The sequence below is a fragment of the Nocardia jiangsuensis genome (genome assembly GCF_042650385.1).
GTDB lineage: Bacteria > Actinomycetota > Actinomycetes > Mycobacteriales > Mycobacteriaceae > Nocardia > Nocardia jiangsuensis.
In genome coordinates this window covers 291,263-313,909 of record NZ_JBHSAX010000022.1, presented here as the reverse complement: position 1 = coordinate 313,909, position 22,647 = coordinate 291,263, and the positions used below count along the sequence as shown (strand labels likewise).

The window sequence follows — 22,647 nt, the reverse complement described above, 5'->3', positions numbered from 1 at the left end:
CCATCCGCGCCGCGAAGACCGGCGACGACACCAGCAGCTCACGCCCCATCCCCGCCCACTGACCACCCTGACCCGGGAAAACAAACACCACACCGGACTCCGGCCCCGCCGAACCGGTCACCACGCCGGGATGCGGTACACCGGCCGCCGCGGCATCGAGCCCGGCCGCGAAATCGGCGCGGTCCGTGCCGATCACGACCGTCCGATTCTCGAACAGCGTCCGGGTCGCCAGCAGGGACCGGCCCACCTCGGCCACGCCGTGTTCCGGATGCGCGCGCGACCAGCCGGCCAGCCGGGCCGCCTGCGCGGCCACGGCGGGTTCGCCGCGGCCGGAGATCACCCAGGCCACCGGGGCGCCCGATTCGGCGCGGCCGGGCCCGGCGTGGTCGTCGGGCGCCTGTTCCAGCACGACGTGCGCATTGGTGCCGCTGATCCCGAAGGAGGAGACCGCCGCCCGGCGCGGATGCCCGTTGACGGGCCACTCCCGCGCGCTCGTCAGCAACTCGACCGCGCCGGACGTCCAGTCGACGTGCGGGGTCGGCTCGTCCGCGTGCAGGGTGGCGGGCAGCACCTCGTGCCGCAGCGCCATGATCATCTTGATCACCCCGGCGACACCGGCGGCGGCCTGGGTGTGGCCGATATTGGACTTCACCGAACCCAGCCACAGCGGGTGCTCCGGCGCGCGGTCCCGGCCGTAGGTGGCGAGCAGGGCCTGCGCCTCGATGGGGTCACCGAGCGCGGTGCCGGTGCCGTGCGCCTCAACCACGTCCACATCGGCCGTGGTCAGCCCGGCGCTCGCCAGCGCCTGCCGGATCACCCGCTGCTGGGACGGCCCGTTCGGCGCGGTCAGGCCGTTGGAGGCACCGTCCTGGTTCACCGCGCTGCCGCGCAGCACCGCCAGCACCCGGTGCCCGTTCGCCCGCGCGTCGGACAAGCGCTCCAGCACCAGCACACCGACGCCTTCGGCGGGGCCGAAGCCGTCCGCTCCGGCACCGAACGCCTTGCAGCGCCCGTCCGCGGCGAGGCCACGCTGCCTGCTGAAGTCGAGGAAGGTGCCCGGGGTCGCCATCACCGTGACGCCACCGGCCAGCGCCAGCGAGCACTCGCCGCGCCGCAGCGCCTGGCCCGCCAGGTGCAGCGCCACCAGCGACGACGAGCACGCCGTGTCCACGGTGACGGCCGGGCCCTCCAGCCCGAGCGCGTAGGCGATGCGCCCGGAGACCACGCTGCTCGCGTTGCCGGTGCCGAGGAATGCCTCGACCCCGTCCGGCACCGCGGTCATCTGCGTGGAGTAGTCGTGGTACATGACTCCCGCGAACACGCCGGTGTCGCTGCCGTGCAATGCCTTCGGGTCCATTCCGGCGTGTTCGATCGCCTCCCAGCCGGTCTCCAGCAGCAGCCGCTGCTGCGGGTCCATCGCCAGCGCCTCGCGCGGCGAGATCCCGAAGAAGCCGGCGTCGAAATGTCCGGCGTCCGGCAGGAATCCGCCCGAGCGCCCGTAGGTCTTCCCGACGGCCTCCGGGTCCGGGTCGTACAGCCCGGCCAGGTCCCAGCCGCGATCGGCGGGGAACGGCGTGATCCCGTCGCCTTCGCCGAGTACCAGCTGCCACAGCTCCTCCGCCGAGCCGACGCCGCCGGGCAGCCTGCACGCCATGCCGACCACCGCCACCGGCTCGTCCGCGGCGAGCACCGGGGTGGCCGGTGCGGCAACGGGTTCGTCCCGGCCGCCGAGCTGATCCAGGATGTGGCCGGTGATGCGCTCCGGGGTCGGGTAGTCGAAGATCAGGGTCGCGGGCAGCCGCAGCCCGGTCGCGGCGCCGAGCCGGTTGCGCAGGTCGATGGCGCTGAGCGAGTCGAATCCCAGCTCCCGGAGGGGCCTGCCGATCGTGATGCCCGCGGGGTCGGCGTGCCCGAGGACGCCGGCCACGTGCCCGGTCACCAGCTCGGTGACGATCCGGTGGCGCTCGGCCGGAGCCAGCCGGGCCAGCCGAGCGCCGAAGTCGTCGCCGCCGGCGTCGGTGCGGGCGCGCCTGCGCGGCACCCGGATCAGATCACGGAAGACGGCGGGCAGCGAGCCGTTCTCGGCGTTCGCGCGCAGGGCACCCCGGTCCAGCTGGACCGGAAGCAGATGCGGCTCGGGCATCGCCGTCGCCGCGTCGAACAGCGCGAGCCCCCGCTCGGTGCCGAGGCCGATCGCGCCGCGGCCGGTCAACCGGGCGCGGCCGCGCCCGCCCATCCGGCCGGTCATGGCGCTGGTCTCGGCCCACAGCCCCCAGCCGAGCGAGATGGCGGGGAGGCCGAGGGCTCGGCGATGGTGGGCGAGCGCGTCCAGGTAGGCATTGGCGGCGCCGTAACCGCTCTGGCCCGCGTTGCCGAGGGCCCCGGTCGCCGAGGAGAAGAGCACGAAGTCGGTGAGCGCTGTCCCGGCTGTGAGCTCGTGCAGGATCCAGGCCGCGTCGGCCTTCGGGGTGAGCACGCCGAGCAGCCGCCGCTCGTCCATGGCCTCGACGGTTCCGTCGTCGAGTACCCCGGCCGCGTGCACGACAGCGGTCAGCGGATGCTCGGCCGGAACGGTGTCCAGCAGCGCCGCCACCGCACCGCGATCCGCCATGTCGCAGGCCACGACGTCCACGTGGGCGCCGAGTGCGCGCAGCCGTTCGGCCAGTTCGCCCGCGCCCGGCGCCTCGATCCCGCGGCGCCCGGTGAGCAGCAGCCGGCGGGCGCCGCCGGCCACGAGGTGCCCGGCCAGCGCGCCGCCGAGCACGCCGGTGCCGCCGGTGATCAGGACGGTGCCGGACAGCGCCCAATCCCGGTCCGGCGCGTCCGGCGCGCGCACCGCCGGGCGGACCCGCGGCACCAGGAGCTGCCCGTCCCGGAACGCGAGCTGCGATTCGCCGCCTGCCGGCAGGTCGGCCGGCAATGCGGCGTCCTCGGTATCCCGATCGGCATCGAGCAGCAGGAAGCGGCCGGGGTGCTCGAGGTCGGCGCTGCGGAGCAGCCCCCACACCGCGGCCGCGGCCGGATCGCGCACCTCGTCGCCCGGGGCTGCGGCGATCGCTCCCCGGGTGAGCACGGCCAGCCGGGTCGCGGCGAGTTCGGGGGTGCGCAGCCACCGTTGCACCAGCGCGAGCACGGGGGCGACGAGGATCGCCGGACGGCCGTGGTGGCCGGTGCCGGAGAGCGGGAGGACCACCAGCTCCGGGGGTGCGGCGAGCAGGGTATCGATATCGGTATGTACCGGCGGGTTGCCCGATGCCGCGCTCAGTTCGGCGGCGAGTGCGGCACCGAACTCCGGAATCGCCAGCAGTGCGATGGAATCGGCGGGGTGGGGCGCGGGGGCAGGGTGTGCTGTCCAGGCCAGGGTGTAGAGGTCGCGGGTGGTGCCGGTGGGCAGCCGGTCGGCATCGATCGGGCGCAGGGTGAGGCTCCCGATCGAGATCACCGGTGCGCCGGAGGGGTCGGTGGCGGTGAGGGCGACGGTGTCGCCGGTGGGATCGGTGCGACGCAGCCGGACCCGCAGCGCGCGGGCGTCGGTGGCGTGCAGCTCGATTCCGGTCCAGGCGAAGGGCAGCAGCGCGGTGCCGCCGCCGATGCCGGTCTCACCGATCGCGTGCAGCGCCGCGTCCAGCAGCGCGGGATGCACGCCGAATCCGGCGGTGTCGCCGGGCAGGGCCACCTCGGCGTAGATGTCCCCGGCGTGCCGCCATGCCGCCCGCAGCCCGCGGAAGGCGGGGCCGTAGCCGAGTCCCGCGCCGTCCAGCCGGTCGTAGAGCTCCGCCGTCGGCACCGGTTCGGCGCCGGGCGGAGGCCAGTCCCCCGCCGGTTCGGGCGCAGCGGCCGGGTCGGCGGCGAGGGTGCCGGTGGCGTGGTGCGTCCACGGCTCGTCCTCGTGCGGCCGGGAGTAGATGTCGACGGCTCGCTCGGCGCCGGGCCGGGTGACGACGACCTGGAGATCGCGGGCGGCGCTCAGCTCCAGCGGGGTGTGGATGATCAGCTCCGCCACCCGTGCGTACCCGATCCGGTCGGCCGCGCAGAGCGCGAGCTCGACGAAGGCGGTGCCGGGCAGCAGGATCGACCCGTTGACCACGTGATCGGCCACCCACGGCTGGGTGCGCGCCGAGATCCGGCCGCTCAGCACCACCGTGCCGGTCTCGGCGAGCTCCGCCGCCGCACCGAGCAGCGGATGCGCCACCGTGCCGAGCCCGAGGCTGCCCGCGTCACCGCCGCCCGCGTCGGTCGACTCCAGCCAGTACCGCTGGTGCCGGAAGGCGTAGGTCGGCAGGGGGACGTACCGTCCGTCGGCGGCCCCCGTTGCCACATCGATCGGCGTACCGGTGACGAACAGCCGCGCCGCCGCCGTGAGCAGTTGCAGCCGTTCGGGTTGATCGCGGCGCAGCGACCCGGTCACCACACCGCCGCCGGGAAGATCGTCGAGGGTCTCCTGGAGAGGCGCCACCAGCACCGGATGCGGCGACACCTCGAGGAAGGTGGTGTGCCCGGCGCCGATCGCGGCGGTCACCGCGGCGTGGAAGGCGACGGTGCCGCGCAGGTTCTCGTACCAGTACCCGGCGTCCATCGCGGTGGTGTCGAGTACCTCCGCCGTCACCGTCGAGTACACGGGGACCCGCCCGGCCTGCGGGGCGATCCCGGCCAGCGCGCCGGCCAGCTCGTCGCGCAGTACCTGCACGGCGGGCGAGTGCGAGGCGTAGTCCACCGGCAGCCAGCGGGTCCGCACCTCGGCGTCGAGCCCCGCCTCCGCCTGCCGCAGGGCATCGGCCGGGCCGGAGAGCACCACCGCCGCCGGGCCGTTCACCGCCGCGACCGAGACCCGCTCGTCGAGGGTCAGCCGCTCGACCGGCAGCGCCACCGAGAGCATCGCACCGGTGCCGCCGAGCGCCCGCAGCGCGGCGCTGCGCACCGCGACCACCCGCGCGCCGTCGGCCAGGCTCAGCGCACCGGCGACCACCGCGGCGGCGATCTCACCCTGGGAGTGCCCGATCACCGCGGCGGGCCGCACGCCCCGCGCCTCCCACACCGCGGCCAGCGAGACCATCAACGCCCACAGCACCGGCTGGACCACGTCCACCCCGGCCAGCAGCTCCGCGTCACCGGACTCGATCACCGCGCGCAGCGACCACTCCACCCACGGCTCCAGCGCCGCCTCGCACTCGGCCATCCGCTCCGCGAAAACCGGGGTGGTGGCGAGCAGTTCGCGCCCCATCCCGGCCCACTGGCCGCCCTGGCCCGGGAAGACGAACACCACGCCGGAGGCGGCGCCGGCCGACCCGGTCAGCACGCCGGGATGCGGCACGCCCGCGGCCGCGGCGTCCAGCCCGGCGAGCAGCGCCGCGCGCTCGTCGCCGACCACCACCGCGCGGTCCTCGAAGAGCGATCGGGTGCCGAGCAGCGACCGCGCCACCTCGGCCGTCCCGGACTCCGGATGCTCCCGCAACCACTCGGCCAGCCGCCCGGCCTGCGCGGCGACGGCATCCCGGCCGCGCCCGGAGACCACCCAGGCCACCGGCTCCCCCGCGTCGGCGGGGTGCTCGGGAACAACCTCGTCGGGCGCCTGTTCCAGCACGAGATGCGCATTGGTGCCGCTGATCCCGAACGACGACACCGCCGCGCGCCGGGGCCGGTCACCGTCCGGCCACGCCCGCGCCGCCGTGAGCAGCTCGACCGCGCCGGAGGCCCAATCCACGTGTGGCGTCGGCTCGTCCACGTGCAGCGTCGCGGGCAACACCCGGTGCCGCAGCGCCAGCACCATCTTGATCACCCCCGCCACCCCGGCGGCGGCCTGGGTGTGGCCGATATTGGACTTCACCGACCCCAGCCACAGCGGGGCCACCCGGTCCCGGCCGTAGGTGGCCAGCAACGCCTGCGCCTCGATCGGATCACCCAGCGCGGTCCCGGTGCCGTGCGCCTCGACCACATCCACATCCGCGGTGGTGAGCCCGGCCGCCGCGAGCGCCTGCCGGATCACCCGCTGCTGGGACGGGCCGTTCGGCGCCGTCAGCCCATTGGACGCACCGTCCTGGTTCACCGCGCTACCGCGCAGCACCGCCAGCACCCGATGCCCCTTCGCCTGCGCGTCCGACAGCCGTTCCAGCACGACCACCCCGACGCCCTCGCCCCAGCCGGTGCCGTCCGCGGCGCCGGCGAAGGACTTGCAGCGGCCGTCCGCGGCCAGCCCGCGCTGCCGGGAGAATTCGACGAACATCTCCGGTGTCGACATGACAGTGACGCCGCCGGCCAGCGCCATCGAGCACTCGCCCCGGCGCAGCGCCTGCCCGGCCAGGTGCAGCGCCACCAGCGACGAGGAGCACGCGGTGTCCACCGTGAGCGCAGGCCCCTCCAGCCCGAGCACGTAGGCGAGGCGCCCGGAGACCACGCTGCCCGCGTTGCCGGTGCCCAGGTATCCCTCGACCTCCGGCGGAACGGCGTCCAGCCGGGTGGCGTAGTCGTGGTAGCTGGCCCCGGCGAAGACGCCGGTGTCGCTGCCGCGCAGCGATTTCGGGTCGATCCCCGCGTTCTCCAGCGCCTCCCAGCCGGTCTCCAGCAGCAGCCGCTGCTGCGGATCCATCGCCAGCGCCTCGCGCGGCGAGATCCCGAAGAATCCGGCGTCGAAGCGTCCGGCGTCGTGCAGGAATCCGCCGTCGCGCGCGTAGGTGGTGCCCGCGGTCTCCGGGTCGGGGTCGTAGAGCGCGTCCAGATCCCAGCCGCGATCCTCGGGGAACCCGCCGATGGCGTCGCCGCCCTCGGCGATCAGCCGCCAGAACTGTTCCGGCGATGCCACGCCGCCCGGCAGCCGACAGGCCATGCCGACCAGCGCGAGCGGCTCGTCGGAGGCGGTGCGGTGCCGCGGGCCGGGTTCGTCGCTCTCGATGTCCGGGAACAGCTTCCGCACGATGAAGCCCGCGGTGGCGGTCACCGTCGGATAGTCGAAGACCAGCGTCGACGGCACGGCCACCCCGGCCGCCCGGCTCAGCTCGCCCGCGAGCTCGATCGCGGTGAGCGAGTCGATGCCCAGCTCCCGGAAGGTGCGGTCGGCGCCGACGGAATCGGGGCTCCGGTGTCCCAGAACCCGGGCGGCGGCCGCGCGCACCAGGTCGAGCACGGCCCCGTGCCGATCCGGGGCGGAGGCTCCGGCCAGGTGCGCGAGCTGTTCCGAGCCGCCCGCTCCGGGGTCGCGATCCGCTCCGGCGGGGATCGCCGCCACCTCCGGGATGCCGCCGAGCAGGGGTGCGGGCCGCAGCGCGGTGAAGTGCGGGTGGAATCGCCGCCAGTCGACATCGGCGACGGTCACGGTGACGTCCCCGCCGTCGACGGCGTGTCCGAGGGCGCGCAGCGCGGATTCCGGCGGCAGCGGCGTCAGCCCGTGGCGATCCAGTCTGTCGCCGAGATCGCCTGCGGCCATGCCCGTTTCGGCCCACGGACCCCAGGCGATGGCGGTCGCGGGCAGCCCACTGTGGTGGCGGTACTCGGCGAGCGCGTCCAGGTAGGCATTGGCGGCGGCATAGCCGCCCTGCCCGCCCGACCCCCAGACGCCCGCGGCGGAGGAGAACAGCACGAAGGCCGAGAGCGGCAGCTCCGCGGTGAGTTCGTGCAGGTGCCACGCCCCGGTGCGCTTGACCGTCAGCACGGTCGCCAGGCGCTCCGGGGTCAGCGCGTCGACCGTGCCGTCGTCCAGCACCCCGGCGGTGTGCACCACGGTGGTGAGCGGATGGTCGCCGGGCACGGCCCCGAGCACCGAAGCCAGGGCGAGGCGATCGGTGATGTCGCAGGCCACGATCTGGACCGGCACGGTGGGCGCGATGGTGTGCAGCTCGGCGCGCAGGTCGTCGGCGCCGGGGGCGGCCGGGCCGCGGCGGGAGAGCAGCACGAGCCGTTCCGCGCCGTGCGCGGCGGCCCAGCGGGCGACGTGTGCGCCAAGCGCGCCGGTGCCGCCGGTGATCAGGACCGTGCCGCGCAGGTCGGTGGCCGGGGCGGTCGCGGCCGGTGCGGGGGTCAGGCGGCGCAGGAAGACCCCCGCCGAGCGGATCGCGACCTGGTCCTCACCCGCGCTGCCCGCGAGCACCGTGGCCAGCGCCTGCTCGGCGCGGGTGTCGAGCACCTCCGGCAGGTCGATGCTGCCACCCCAGCGCTCGGGGTGCTCGAGCGCCACCACCCGGCCGAGGCCGCTCACCATGGCCTGCACCGGCGCGACGACCTCGGCCGGGGCGACCGCCGCCGCGCCCCGGGTCAGCGACCACAGCGGCGCGCCCACTCCCGCGTCTCCCAGCCCCTGCACCAGGGCCACGGTGCTCGCGAGCCCCGCCGAGACACCGCTCGCGGAATCGGTTCCCGGCGCCGGATTTTCGAGTACTCCGAGCAGGGACAGCACCCCGGCGGGCCGATCCTGCACCGCGTCGCCCAGGCGGGCGGCCCAGGCGTGCCGGTCGGCCGCCGGGTCGGCGTCGAGCACGAGCGCGCTCGCACCGTGCCCGGCGACAGCCCGCGCGCACGCCGCCGCGAGATCACCGTGCTCGGGTGCGGCGACGATCAACCATGTTCCGCGGAGCCGGGCGGGCCCGGCCGGAGCCGGGGCGGGCTGCCACCGCACCCGGTAGCGCCAGGCGTCGAGCCGCGACCGCGCGCGGCGGGCGGTTCGCCACTCGGTCAGTGCCCGCAGGACCGGATTCCACTGCGCCGCATCGTGCTCGGTGTCCGGTGCCAGCTCACCGACGGCACCGGCTTCGACCAGCCGCCAGAAGTCCGCGTCGACCCCCGGCTCGGCCGGAGCGCTGTCGGGTTCGAGCCAGTACCGCTGCCGCTGGAAGGCGTAGCTCGGCAGCGCGACGCGCTCCGGCGCCGACCCGGAATACAGCGCGGCCCAGTCGACATCGACGCCGGCGGTGAAGAGCCGGGCGACGCCGAGCAACACCGCCTCCGCCTCGCGCTCGCCGCGCAGCAGCGCCACCCCGGCCGCGCCGGTCAGGCTCGCGAGGCCACCGTCACCGAGCTCGAGGAAGTGGCCGGTGCCGCGCTCGGCGAGCCCGGCCAGCGCGTCGGCGAAGAGCACGGTCGCGCGGACGTGCCGGACCCAGTACTCGGGCGAGGTCGCCTGCTCGGCGGTCAGCGGCTCGCCGGTGCTGTCGGAGATCACCGGGATGGCGGGCGGCCGCAGCTCGACCGCGGCCAGCACGGCGCGGAACTCGTCGAGCATCGGCTCCATGCGCTGCGAGTGGAAGGCGTGCGACACCGTCAGCCGCCGGGTGCGGCGCCCCGCCGCCGACCAGTGCTCGGTGATGGCGGTGACCGCGTCCAGATCGCCGGAGATCACGACCGCGTCCGGGGCATTGACCGCCGCGATCGACACACGGTCACCGACATCGCCCGCGGCGGAGAGTGATTCGAGTACCTCGCGGTGCCCGGCCCGGATGGACGCCATCGCGCCACCGGCGGGCAGCCGCTGCATGAGCCTGCCGCGTTCGGCGACCACGCGGGCCGCGTCCGGCAGCGACAGCACCCCGGCCACGTGCGCTGCGGCCAGCCCGCCGATCGAATGGCCGAGCAGGTGATCGGGGGTGACCGACCAGGATTCCAGCAGCCGGAAGAGCGCGACCTCGACCGCGAAGAGCGCGGGCTGGGTGTAGCCGGTGTCGTGCAGCAGCGCGGCGTCGGGCGAGCCCGGCTCGGCGAACAGCACCTCCCGCAGCGGCCGCGGCAACCAGCGGTCGAGCTGCAGGCACGCCTGCTCGAGCGCGTCGGCGAAGACCGGGAAGGTGGCGGCGAGCGCCTTTCCCATCCCGGCGCGCTGGGCGCCCTGTCCGGCGAACAGGAAGCCGATCCCGCTCCGCGCGCCGGCGGGGAGCACGGCGTTCGGGTGCGGCACGCCCGTGGCCACGGCGTCCAGCCCGGCCAGCAGCGTCGCGCGGTCGTGGCCGATCACCACCGCGCGATCCTCGAAGACCGCGCGGGTCGACACCAGCGACCAGCCGAGATCGGCGGCGCCGCGGGAATCCGCGGCGAGCTCGGGGCGCGCCAGCAGCCGGTCGCGCAGCCGCGCGGCCTGCCCGGCCACCGCGTCCCGGCCGCGTCCGGAGATCACCAAGGACACCGGGCCGTCGAAGCCGGGCCGGTCGGTCTGCTCGGTGTCTTCGCGGGGCGCCTGCTCCAGGATCACGTGCGCGTTGGTGCCGCTGATCCCGAACGAGGAGACCGCGGCCCGGCGCGGCTGCCCGTTCGCCGGCCACTCGGTGGCCTCGGTGAGCAGCTCGACCCCGCCCGCGCGCCAATCGACGTGCGGGGTCGGCCGATCCACGTGCAGGGTCCGCGGCATCAGCCCGTGCCGCATGGCCTGCACCATCTTGATGACGCCCGCGACGCCCGCGGCGGCCTGGGTGTGGCCGATGTTCGACTTGATCGAGCCGAGCCGCAGCGGATTACCCGGCTCCCGGTCCCGGCCGTAGGTGTCGAGCAACGCCCGTGCCTCGATGGGATCACCGAGCGCGGTGCCGGTGCCGTGCGCCTCGACCACATCGATATCCCGGGTGGTCAGCCCGCTCGCGGCCAGGGCCCGGCGGATCACCCGCCGCTGCGAGGGGCCGTGCGGCGCGGTGAGGCCGTTGGAGGCGCCGTCCTGGTTGACCGCGCTGCCGCGCAGCACCGCCAGCACGGTGTGGCCGTTGGCGGTGGCGTCGGCGAGCCGCTCCAGCACCACCACCCCGACGCCCTCGCTCCAGCCGGTGCCGTCGGCGGCCGCCGCGAACGATTTGCAGCGCCCGTCCGCGGCCAGGCCGCGCTGGCGGGCGAACTCCACGAAACCGGTCGGGGTCGACATGATCGCGACCCCGCCCGCCAGCGCCATCGAGCACTCGCCCCGGCGCAGCGCCTGCCCGGCCCAGTGCAGCGCGACCAGCGACGACGAGCACGCGGTGTCGACGGTCACCGCCGGGCCCTCCAGCCCCAGCGCGTACGCGACCCGGCCGGACAGCACGCTGCCCGCGGTTCCGGTCAGCAGGTAGCCGTCGGCGCTGTCCGCCGCGCGCTGCGCGACCGCCTCGTAGTCCTGGGCATTGCTGCCCAGGAACACCCCGGTATCGCTGCCGCGCAGCACCGCCGGATCGATACCGGCGTCCTCCAGCGCTTCCCAGCTCGTCTCCAGCAGCAGCCGCTGCTGCGGATCCATCGCCAGCGCCTCGCGCGGCGAGATCCCGAAGAAGGCTGGGTCGAATTCCGCGGCGTCGTGCAGGAATCCGCCCTCGCGGGTGTACGTCGTCCCCGCCCGGCCCGGTTCCGGGTGATAGATGGCGTCGATATCCCAGCCGCGGTCGGCCGGAAATCCGGTGACGGCGTCGCCGCCGTCGACCACGAGCTGCCACAGTTCTTCCGCCGAACGCACGCCGCCCGGGTACCGGCACGCCATGCCGACCAGGGCGAGCGGCTCGGTGTCGCGCCCCTCCAGCTCCGCCACCCTGCGGTTGCTCTCGCGCAGGTCGGAGGTCACCTTCCGGAGGAAGTACCGCAGTTTTTCTTCGTTCGACTTCTCGTCGTTCGACATCGGGAAACTACTTTCGATAGCGCGCCACGAAAGCGCGGCCGGGTCGCCCCGGCTGCCGTGCGGATGTCCGTGGCTAGGAGATGTCGAATTCGTCGGCCAGGATGTCGAAGACCTCGTCGTCGGTGGCCGCCATCAGGTCGGCGGGGTCCGCGTCCGGTTTCGGTGCGCGGGATCGGTGCGGTAGCAGCAGCTGCTCGAGCCGGGCCAGCGCCCCGTCGAAGAGCTCGCGGTCCTGGGAGAGCGACGCGAGTTCCCGTTCCAGTGTCGTCACTATCGTCATGACGTGCTCCTTTCCACTCCGGAGCTGCTCCCCGATGTAGTCGGCGAAAACCTGCGGAGTGGGGTGGTCGAACACGACCGTGGGTTCGAGTTCGAGTCCGGTGATCGAGTTGATGCGGTTGCGGAGCTCCACCGCGGCGAGTGAATCGAAGCCGAGGTCGCGGAAGGCGCGCTCCGGCCGGATTCCCCCGGTCCCGGTGTGCCCGAGCACCGTGCCCGCTTCGGTGCGGACGAGGTCGATCAGTACGGCGCGGCGGTCGCTGCCGGTCGCGGTGCCGAGCCGGTCGAGGAACGGCGTCCGGACCTCCGGCGGTGCCGGTTCGCTCCCGGCCGCGGCGATGGCGGCGACGGCCGGGATCTCGTGCAGGAACGGCCGGGGCCGGGCGATCGCGTAGGCGGGGTAGAAGCGTGACCAGTCCATGTCCGCGATGGTGATCGCGGTGTCACCGAACGCCTCGGCCAGTGCCGGGACGGCGGATTCCGGTGGCATCGAGCGCAGGCCGCGCCGATCCATGGTCTCGCCGACCTCGCCCGCGGCCATGCCGCCCTCGGCCCACGGCCCCCAGGCGACGGCGGTCGTCGGGAGCCCGAGCCCGGAGCGGTGTTCGGCGAGCGCGTCCAGGTAGGCGTTGGCGGCCGAGTACGCGGCCTGCCCGCCACCGCCCCACACCCCCGCCGCCGAGGAGAACAGCACCAGCCGCGCGGCCGGGCCCTCGGCGCCGAGCAGCCGGTGCAGCACCGTGGCGCCACCCACCTTCGCCGCCGTCACCGCGGCCAGGGCCGTGGCGTCGAGCTCGGCGACGGTGCCCATGGTGCCGACCCCCGCGGTGTGCACCACCGCGGTCAGCGGGTGCTCGGCCGGGATCGCGGCGAGCACGGCGGCGACGGCGTCGAGATCGGTGATGTCGCAGGCGATCGCCTCCGCCCCGACCTCCGGTGCCAGCGCCCGCAGCTCGGCGATCAGAGCGCCCGCACCCGGCGCGGCGGGGCCGCCGCGGGAGAGCAGCAGCAGCCGCGCGGCCCCTTCGCCCACGGCCCACCGGGCGACGTGCGCGCCGAGCGCGCCGGTGCCGCCGGTGATCAGGACCGTGCCGCCGGTGAGCGCGAGGGCGCCGTCGGCAGCCGCCGGTGCGGGCACCAGCCTGCGCAGGAACGTCCCGGCCGAGCGGATCGCGACCTGATCCTCCGCGCCGGTGCCGGACAGCACCTCGCACAGGGCCCGCGCGGCGCGGGCATCCAGCGTTCCGGGCAGGTCGACGAGCCCGCCCCAGTTCTCGGGATGCTCGAGCGCCACCACCCGGCCCAGCCCCCAGACCATGGCCTGCAGCGGCGCGGTCACCGCGTCCGACGGCCCGACCGCGACCGCGCCCCTGGTGGCCGACCACAGCGGTGCCCGGATCCCGGCGGCGCCGAGCCCCTGCACCAGCGCCGCCGTCGCCGCCGTGCCGAGTTCGGTGTCGAGCAGCCCGAGCAGCGACAGCACGCCGGAGACCGGCGCGGTGAGCTGTCGCTCCCACGCCTCGCGGTCGGCGATCCGGTCGAGTTCGGGCGCGAGCACGACGGTGTTCGCGCCGTGCCCGGCCAGCGCCTCCGCGCAGGCGGCGACGAGCCGCTCGTGCCCGGGTGCCGCCGCGATCAGCCAGGTGCCGGTGAGCCTGCCCTCACCGAGCGGTGCGGTCGTTGGCCGCCACCGCACCCGGTAGCGCCAGGAGCCGGTGACGGGCGGAGGCGGTGGCCCGGAGTCGAGCCAGTAGCGCCTGCGCCGGAAGGCGTAGGTGGGCAACGCCACCCGCGTGACGTCGCGGCCGGCGTAGACCGCGCGCCAGTCGACGTCGACCCCGGCGGTGAACAGCCGGGCCACACCGGTCAGCATCGCCTCGGCCTCGTTCTCACCCCGCAACAGCGCCACCCCGGCACCGCCGGCCAGACTCGCCAGGGCACCCTCGCCCAGCTCGACGTAGTGCGTCACGTCCTGCTCGGCCAGGTAGGCCAGCGCACCGGCGAACCGGACCGTGTCGCGCACGTGCCGCACCCAGTACTCGGGCGAGGTCGCCTGCTCGGCGGTGAGCAGCGCGCCGGTGCTGTCCGAGACCACCTCGAGCAGCGGCGCCCGCAGCTCGATCCGCTCCAGCACGGTGCGGAATTCGTCGAGCATCGGATCCATCCGGTGTGAATGGAACGCGTGCGACACCGTCAGCGGCTTGGTGCGGTACCCCGCCGCCGACCAGTGCTCGGCGACCGCCGTCACCGCGTCCAGATCGCCGGAGATCACCACCGCGTCCGGGGCGTTCACCGCGGCGAGCGCCACCCGGCCCGCATCGGCTCCGAGCACCGCAGGCAGCGACGCCGCGACCTCGGCTTCGTCGGCGCGGATGGAGACCATCGCGCCGCCCGCAGGCAGCCGCTGCATGAGCCGCCCGCGCTCGGCGACGACCCGCGCCGCGTCCGGCAGCGACATCACCCCGGCCACGTGGGCCGCGGCGAGCCCGCCGATCGAATGTCCCAGCAGCAGATCGGGGGTGAGGGCGAACGATTCGAGCAGCCGGAACAGCGCCACCTCGACCGCGAACAACCCCGCCTGGGTGTAGTGGGTCTCGTTCAGCAGCAGGGCGTCCGGGGAGTCGGGCGCGGCGAACAGCACCTCCCGCAGCGGGCGCGGCAGCCACCCGTCCAGGTGCGCGCAGACCTCGTCCACGGCGGCGGCGAAGGCCGGGAAGGCGTCGGCCAGCTCGCGGCCCATGCCGATCCGCTGCGAGCCCTGCCCGCCGAACAGGTACGCCACCCGGCGGTCGGCCCCGGTCACCGACCCCGCGACCACCGCGGGATGCGGTGTGCCCGCGGCGGCGGCGTCCAGCGCGGCAGGCAGTTGCCCGGCGTCGCGGCCGAGCAGCACGATCCGGTCCGGCAGCATCGACCGGGTGGTCACCGAGGACCACCCCACGTCGGCGGGGTCCTGCCCGGGATGCTCGCGCAGCCAGGCGGCCAACCGGCCCGCCTGGCCGGCCGCCGCGTGCTCGCCGCGCCCGGAGAGCACCCAGACCACCGGCCGATCGGTGCGGTCCGGTGTCGCGGCGGGCTCGGCGGGGAGCGGGGGTGCCGCCTCCAGGACGAGGTGGGCATTGGTGCCGCTGATCCCGAACGACGACACCGCCGCACGCCGGGGGCGGCCGTGCTCCGGCCAGTCCCGTGCGGTGGTCAGCAGCCGCACCGCTCCGGACTCCCAGTCCACGTGCGGGCTCGGCTGGTGCACGTGCAGCGTCGCGGGCAGCACCCCGTACCGTAGCGCCGAGACCATCTTGATCACGCCGGTCACCCCGGCGGCGGCCTGGGTGTGGCCGATATTGGACTTCACCGACCCCAGCCACAGCGGGGTCTCCCGATCCCGGCCGTAGGTGGCAAGGAGCGCCTGCGCCTCGATGGGGTCACCCAGCGCGGTCCCGGTGCCGTGCGCCTCGACGACGTCCACGTCCGCGGTGGTCAGCCCCGCGGCGGCGAGCGCACGGCGGATCACCCGCTGCTGGGCGGGGCCGTTCGGCGCGGTCAGGCCGTTGGAGGCGCCGTCCTGGTTCACCGCGCTGCCGCGCAGCACCGCCAGCACCGGATGGCCGTTGGCCCGCGCCTCCGAGAGCCGTTCCAGCACAACAACACCCGCGCCCTCGGCGGGGCCGAAGCCGTCCGCGGCGGCGTCGAAGGCCTTGCAGCGGCCGTCCGCGGCGAGACCCCGCTGCCTGCTGAGATCGATGAACGGCCCCGGCGTCGCCATCACGGTGACGCCGCCGGCGAGCGCCATCGAGCACTCCCCCGAGCGCAGCGCCTGGCCCGCCAGGTGCAGCGCCACCAGCGAGGACGAGCACGCCGTATCCACCGTCACCGCCGGGCCCTCCAGCCCGAGCACGTAGGACAGCCGTCCCGACACCACGCTGCCGGAGGTGCCGGTGAGCAGGTACCCCTCGACCTGTTCCGATACCCCCGCGGTGCCGAGCCGCGGACCGTAGTCCTCCGGCATGGCGCCGACGAACACGCCGACATCGCTGCCGCGCACCGATTCCGGGGCGATACCGGCGTTCTCCAGCGCCTCCCAGCCGGTCTCCAGCAGCAGCCGCTGCTGCGGATCCATCGCCAGCGCCTCGCGCGGCGAGATCCCGAAGAACTCGGCGTCGAAATCGGCGGCGTCGTGCAGGAATCCGCCTTCCCTCGCGTAGGACTTGCCCGTGGCGTCCGGGTCGGGGTCGAACAGGTTCGCCAGGTCCCAGCCGCGGTCGGCGGGGAAGGCCGTGACGGCGTCGCCGCCGTCGAGCACCAGCTGCCACAGCTGCTCGGGGGTGCTGATCCCGCCGGGCAACCGGCAGGCCATGCCGATCACGGCCAGCGGTTCGTCGTCCGGCCCGGCCCGCCGCACGGGCTCCGGCTCGGCGGGGTCCTCGGTACGGACGAGCCGCAGCAGGTGAGCGGCGACGGCCGCGGGCGTCGGGTGGTCCAGCGCGATCGTGGTCGCCAGTTCGAGGCCGGTGATCTCGATGAGTTTCGCGCGCAGCTCGACCAGGGTCAGCGAATCGAAGCCCAGATCGCGGAAGGCGCGATCGGCGCCGATGCTGCCTGCGTCCGGCTCGCCGACGACGGCCGCGGCCCCGGCGCGGACCAGGGCGAGCACCCGCCGGTCCTGTTCGGCGCGCGGCAGCCCCGCGAGCCGTTCCGCGAGCACCGATCCCGATCCGTCCGGCCGCTCGTTCGCGGGCTCGGGCCGCACGCCGGGCAGGTCGTGCAGCAGCGGCCGCGGGCGTGCCAGCGCGAAGGTGGAATGGAACCGGGGCCAGTCGGCGTCGACCACGGTGACCGTGCGCTCCCGGTGGTCGACGACCTGCTGCAGCGCCTCCACCGCGAGTTCGGGCGGCATCGCCGTCAAGCCGCTGCGCGCGAGCCTGCCGCCCAGCGCACCGGCGGCCATGCCCCGCTCCGCCCACGGCCCCCAGGCGATCGCCGTGGCCGGCAGCCCCGCTGCGCCGCGCTGTTCGGCCAGGGCGTCCAGGTAGGCGTTCGCGGCGGCGTACGCGCCCTGCCCGGCACCACCCCAGATGCCCGCGCCCGAGGAGAACAGGACGAACAGGCGCAGCTCGGGGCGGCCGGTGAGGAGTTCGTCGAGCACCGAGGCGCCGAATGCCTTGGCACCGAGGGTATGCGCGAGGGCTTCGAGATCGGTGTCGGCCAGCGGCAGGTCGCAGTCGGTGCCCGCGGCGTGCAGCACGGCGGAGATCGGGATATCGGCCAGCACCGCGGTGAGGGCGGCGCGGTCGGCGGTGTCGCAGGCCAGGATCCGGACCTCGCAGCCCGCGTCCCGCAGCTCGGCACCGAGTTCCGCGGCGCCGGGGGCACCCTGGCCGCGGCGGCTGAGCAGCACCAGGTGCCGCGCACCCCGGCGCACGGCCCAGCGCGCGAGGTGCGCGCCGAGCGCGCCGGTGCCACCGGTGATCACCACCGTCGCCGCCGTCCAGCCGTCGTCGGCGACCGGATCGGCCAGCGGCGGAGCCTGCACGAGCCGCCGCACCAGGATTCCGGCGCGGCGCACCGCGATCTGGTCCTCACCGGTGCCCGACGCCATGGCGGCGCAGACCCGATCCCAGCTCGCGGCGTCCGGCTCGGCCGGCAGGTCGATCGATCCGCCCCATCCCCCGGGGTTCTCCAGGGCGGCGACCCGCCCCAGACCCCACACCGCGGCCTGCGCCGGATGCCGGACCGGGTCGGACGGGCCGGTGCCGACGGCTCCGCCGGTGAGGCACCACAGCGGAGCCGCGATTCCGGCATCGCCGAGCCCGTGCAGCAGCGCCAGCGTGGCGGCCGATCCGGCCGGGACCGCCGGGTATCCGGGATGCGGATGCTCGTCCAGCCCGAGCAGCGAGACGACGCCGGCGATGTCGCCGCCGAGCGCGTCCACGGCGGCGCGCCAGTCGTCGCGCTCCGCCCCGGGCGGGCGCAGGCGTTCGACCGTGGCGCCGTGCCGTTCGAGCGCGGCGACGCACTGCTCGGTCCACGAAGCGTGCTCTCCGGCGACCAGCCACCGCCCGGTGAGCGCCGCCGCCGGGAAGCCGTCCGGGGCGGGCTTCCAGACGACCCGGTGCCGCCAGGAATCGATCCGCGAGCGCCGCCGGTGGGTCTGCCGCCAGGCGGCCAGGCCGGGCAGCACCGCGGCCCAGGCGGCGGTGCCCGCGTCCGCGGGGGCGATCGTCTCGTTCAGCTCGCGGACGTCGCCGCGGTCGATCAGCTCCCAGAACCGGGCGTCGTCAGCGGCTCGGACGGTGGCGGGGGTCGTTTCGAGCCAGTACCTCCGGTGCTGGAAGGCGTAGGTCGGCAGCTCCACCCGATGCCCGCCGCGCTGCTCACCCGTGGTCAGGTCGACCGGTGTGCCGGTGACGAACAACTGCGCGGCGGCGGTCCGCAGTTGCCGCTGTTCGGGCTGGTCGCGCCGCAGCGATCCGACCACGACGCCGGTGCCGGCGAGGGTCTCCCCGATGGCGGTGGTGAGCACCGGATGCGGCGAGACCTCGACGAACCGGGTGAACCCGGCATCAATGGCCGCGCCGACCGCGCCGTGGAACGCGACGGTGGCGCGCAGGTTCTCGTACCAGTACTCGCCGCTCACCGCGTCCGGATCGAGCACGCTCGCGGTCACCGTCGAGTACACCGGCACCCGGCCGCGCGCCGGGACGATTCCGGCCATGGCCCGCACCAGTTCGGTGCGCAGCACCTCGACCGCGGGTGAGTGCGACGGGTAGTCCACCGGCAGCCACCGGGTCCGCACCTCCGCGCCCAGCCCCGCGACGACCCGCTCCAGCGCGGCGCCGGAGCCGGAGAGTACCACCGACGCCGGGCCGTTCACCGCGGCGAGGGCGACGCGCCCGTCGGCCAGCTCACCGGCGAACCGCTCGCGCACCTCGGCCACCGGGACACCGGCCGAGAGCATCGTCCCGGTACCGGCCAGCGTCCGCAGCGCGGCGCTGCGCAGCGCCACCACCCGCGCGCCGTCCTCCAGGCTCAGCACCCCGGCCACCGCCATCGCGGCGATCTCGCCCTGCGAGTGCCCGATCACCGCCGCGGGCCGCACGCCGCCCGCCTCCCACACCGCCGCGAGCGAGACCATGACCGCCCACAGCACCGGCTGCACGACGTCCACCCTGGCCAGCAGTTCCTCGTCCCCGATGGCAGCGCGCAACGACCACGAAACATAGGGTGCGAGTGCGCTTTCGCACTCGGCCATCCGCTCCGCGAACACCGGGGAGGTGGCGAGCAGCTCCCGGCCCATACCGAGCCACTGGCCGCCCTGCCCCGGAAAGACGAACACGACACCGGAATCCGCGGCCACGGCGCCGGACACCACGCCCGGGTGCGGCACCTCGGTGGCGGCGGCGTCGAGCGCCGCCAGCAGTTCGGCGCGGTCGGCGCCGAGCACGACCGTCCGGTTCTCGAACAGCGACCGCGATTCGAGCAGCGCGCGGCCCGCGTCGGCCAGCCACGCCCGCGTCGTCACCGTCTCCGGTTGTGCTCGCAGCCATCCGGCGATCCGCTCCGCCTGCGCGGTGGCCGCCCGGCGGCCACGACCGGACACCACCCATGCCAGCGGGGTCTCGACCGGTCCGGGATCGGCGCCCGGCGGCTCCGGGATGTCCGGCGCCTGCTCCACGATGACGTGCGCGTTCGTCCCGCTGATCCCGAACGACGACACCGCCGCCCGGCGGGGGCGGCCGGTCTCCGGCCAGTCCCGCGCCGCCGTCACCAGCTCGACCGCGCCGGCGGCCCAGTCCACCTCCGGCGTCGGTTCGTCCACGTGCAGGGTCGCCGGCATCACCCCGTGCCGCAGCGCCAGCACCGCCTTGATCACCCCGGTCACCCCGGCGGCGGCCTGGGTGTGGCCGATATTCGACTTCACCGAGCCCAGCCGTACCGGCTCGCCGCCGTGCCTGTCCTGCCCATAGGTGGCGAGCAGCGCCTGGGCCTCGATGGGATCGCCGAGCGCCGTTCCGGTGCCGTGTGCCTCGACCAGATCCACATCGGCGGTGGTCAATCCGGCCGCGGCCAGCGCGCGGCGGATCACCCGCTGCTGCGCGGGGCCGTTCGGCGCCGTCAGCCCGTTCGAGGCGCCGTCCTGGTTCACCGCGCTGCCGCGCAGCACCGCCAGCACCCGATGCCCGTTCGCCCGCGCCGCCGACAACCGCTCCAGCACGAGGACGCCGACGCCCTCGGCCCACCCGGTGCCGTCGGCGGCGCCGGCGAAGGACTTGCACCGCCCGTCCGGGGCCAGCCCGCGCTGCCGCGCGAAATCCACGAAGATGCCGGGGGTGCCGAGCACGGTCACCCCGCCGGCCACCGCCAGCGAGCATTCCCCCGAGCGCAGCGCCTGCCCCGCCAGGTGCAGGGCGACCAGCGACGACGAGCACGCGGTATCCACCGTCACCGCCGGGCCGTGCAGCCCCAGCGCGTACGCCACCCGGCCGGACACCACGCTGCCGGCCGAGCCGGTCAGCAGATACCCCTCGACACCGTCCGCGGCGTCCTGGCTTCCCAGCCGAGGGCCGTAGTCCTCCGGCATCACTCCGACGAAGACGCCGGTATCGCTGCCGCGCAACGATACCGGGTCGACGCCGGCGCGCTCCAGCGCCTCCCAGCTCGTCTCCAGCATCAGCCGCTGCTGCGGGTCCATCGCCAGCGCCTCACGCGGCGAGATCCCGAAGAAACCCGCATCGAAATCGCCCGCACCGTCCAGGAATCCGCCCTCGCGGGCGTAGGACTTGCCCGCGGCGTCCGGATCGGAGTCGAACAGGTTCGCCAGATCCCAGCCGCGGTCGGCCGGGAAGGTGGTCACCGCGTCGCCCTCGTCCAGCAGGAACTGCCAGAACCGGTCGGGGTCGGAGATTCCGCCGGGCAGCCTGCACGCCATGCCGACCACCGCGAGCGGTTCGGCGGCGGGCATCGGCGGTGCGGTGTGCTCGGTACCGAGGTCGGCGCCGCCGCGCAGGAATTCCGCCACCGCGAGCGGGGTCGGGTGGTCGAAGACGAGGGTCGCGGGCACCGCCGCGCCCGTGGCCTCCGCGAGCGCGCGTTGCAGCCGCGTCGCCATGATCGAGTCGAAGCCGAGGTCGCGGAAGGTCAGGTCGACGGCGACACCGCTCGGGTCGGTGTGGCCGAGTACGACCGCCGTGTGCTTGCGTACGAGCTCGAGTGCGTCGCCGGCTCCGGCGATCGGGGCTACAGGCCGCGGATCGGCCGCTGCCGCGGGCGCCGGAATCGGACCAGGCTCGGCGCCGACAGTCTCCGCCCAGAAGGACCGGCGCTGGAAGGCGTAGGTCGGCAGCCGCACCCGCCGCACGTCCGGGCCGTACACGGCGGCCCAGTCGATCACGGTGCCGGTGACGAAGAGCTGGGCCGCCGCGAGCAGCAGCTGCGCGCGCTCGGGCTGATCGCGTCGCAGCGACCCCACCACCACCCCGGTGCCGCCGAGTGTCTCCTCGAGGGCCCCGGCCAGCACGGGATGCGGCGAGACCTCGACGAACCTGGTGAATCCGTCGGCGGCGGCCGCGGTCACCGCATCGTGGAAAGCGACCGTGCCACGCAGGTTCTCGTACCAGTATCCGGTGTCCATGCGGGTGGTGTCGAGTACACGGGCGGTAACCGTCGAGTACACCGGCACCCGGCTCGCTACGGGCGTGAGCCCGGTCAGGGTCCGGGTCAGTTCGTCGCGCAGGATCTCGACGCCGGCGGAGTGCGAAGGGTAGTCCACGGGAAGCCACCGGGTCCGCACCTCGGCTCCGAGGCCGTCCACGACCTGCTGGAGTTCGGGCTCGGGGCCGGAGAGCACCACCGAGGCGGGGCCGTTGACCGCCGCGATCGCCACCCGGCCCCCGGTCAGCGGGTCGGCGCAGTGTTCGCGTATCCGGTCGAGCGGCAGCGCGATCGAGAGCATGGTTCCGGTACCGCGCAGAACACGCAATGCGGTACTGCGCGAAGCCACCACCCGGGCGGCATCCGGAAGGCTGAGCGCACCGGCGACGACCGCCGCGGCGATCTCGCCCTGCGAGTGCCCGATGACAGCGGCAGGGCGCACGCCGTGCGCCTCCCACACGGCCGCCACGGAGACCATGACCGCCCACAGCAACGGCTGCAGCACATCCACCGGCCGCACGGTCGCTTCGTCACCGGATGCGAGCACCTCGGACAGCGACCACGGCACCCAGGGCGCGAGCGCCGCCTCGCATTCGGCCAGCCGGCGGGCGAAAACCGTCGAGGTGGCGAGCAATTCCCGGCCCATGCCGAGCCACTGCCCGCCCTGCCCCGGAAAGACGAATACCGCACCGCGCTCGCCCGGCGCCACCACACCGGTGACCACCGCCGGGTGCGGCTCGCCCGCGGCCAGCGCCGCGACGCCGGACCACAGCGTTGCATGATCACCGCCGACCACAACGGCCCGATTCTCGAACCGCGTGCGCGTCGAGGCCAGGGACCATCCGGTGTCCCGAATATCGGTGCCGGGATTTTCCCCTGCCCATTCCGACAGCGCCGCCGCCTGGGCGTGCAGCGCGGCCTGCCCCCGTGCGGAGAACACCCACGGCACGGGCCCCTCCGGCTCGGGGCGTACGACCGGTTTCCGCGCCCGGGTGCCGGGTGCGCCGGACAGCACGACGTGGCAGTTGACACCGCCGAAGCCGAACGATGACACGCCGCCGTGAACAGGGGTGTCACCATCGCCGAGCGCGACAGCCGAACGCGCGACCGCAATGCCGGATCCCGCCAGATCCATGCTGGGATTCGGTTTCTCGAAATTAAGGCTCGCGGGATACTTG

Annotated in this window: 1 protein-coding gene and 1 pseudogene; both read right to left on the bottom strand. The window is 74.9% G+C overall.

What is annotated here, in order from left to right; all coding sequences use genetic code 11:
- On the bottom strand, nucleotides 1-11,542 hold an 11,542-nt coding region (locus ACFO0B_RS27475), incomplete at its 3' end, for a type I polyketide synthase (RefSeq protein WP_378615862.1).
- Nucleotides 11,543-11,867: 325 nt separating this feature from the next.
- Nucleotides 11,868-22,604 (bottom strand): annotated as a pseudogene (locus ACFO0B_RS27470) (type I polyketide synthase); the annotation flags it as partial.
- Nucleotides 22,605-22,647: the final 43 nt, after the last annotated feature.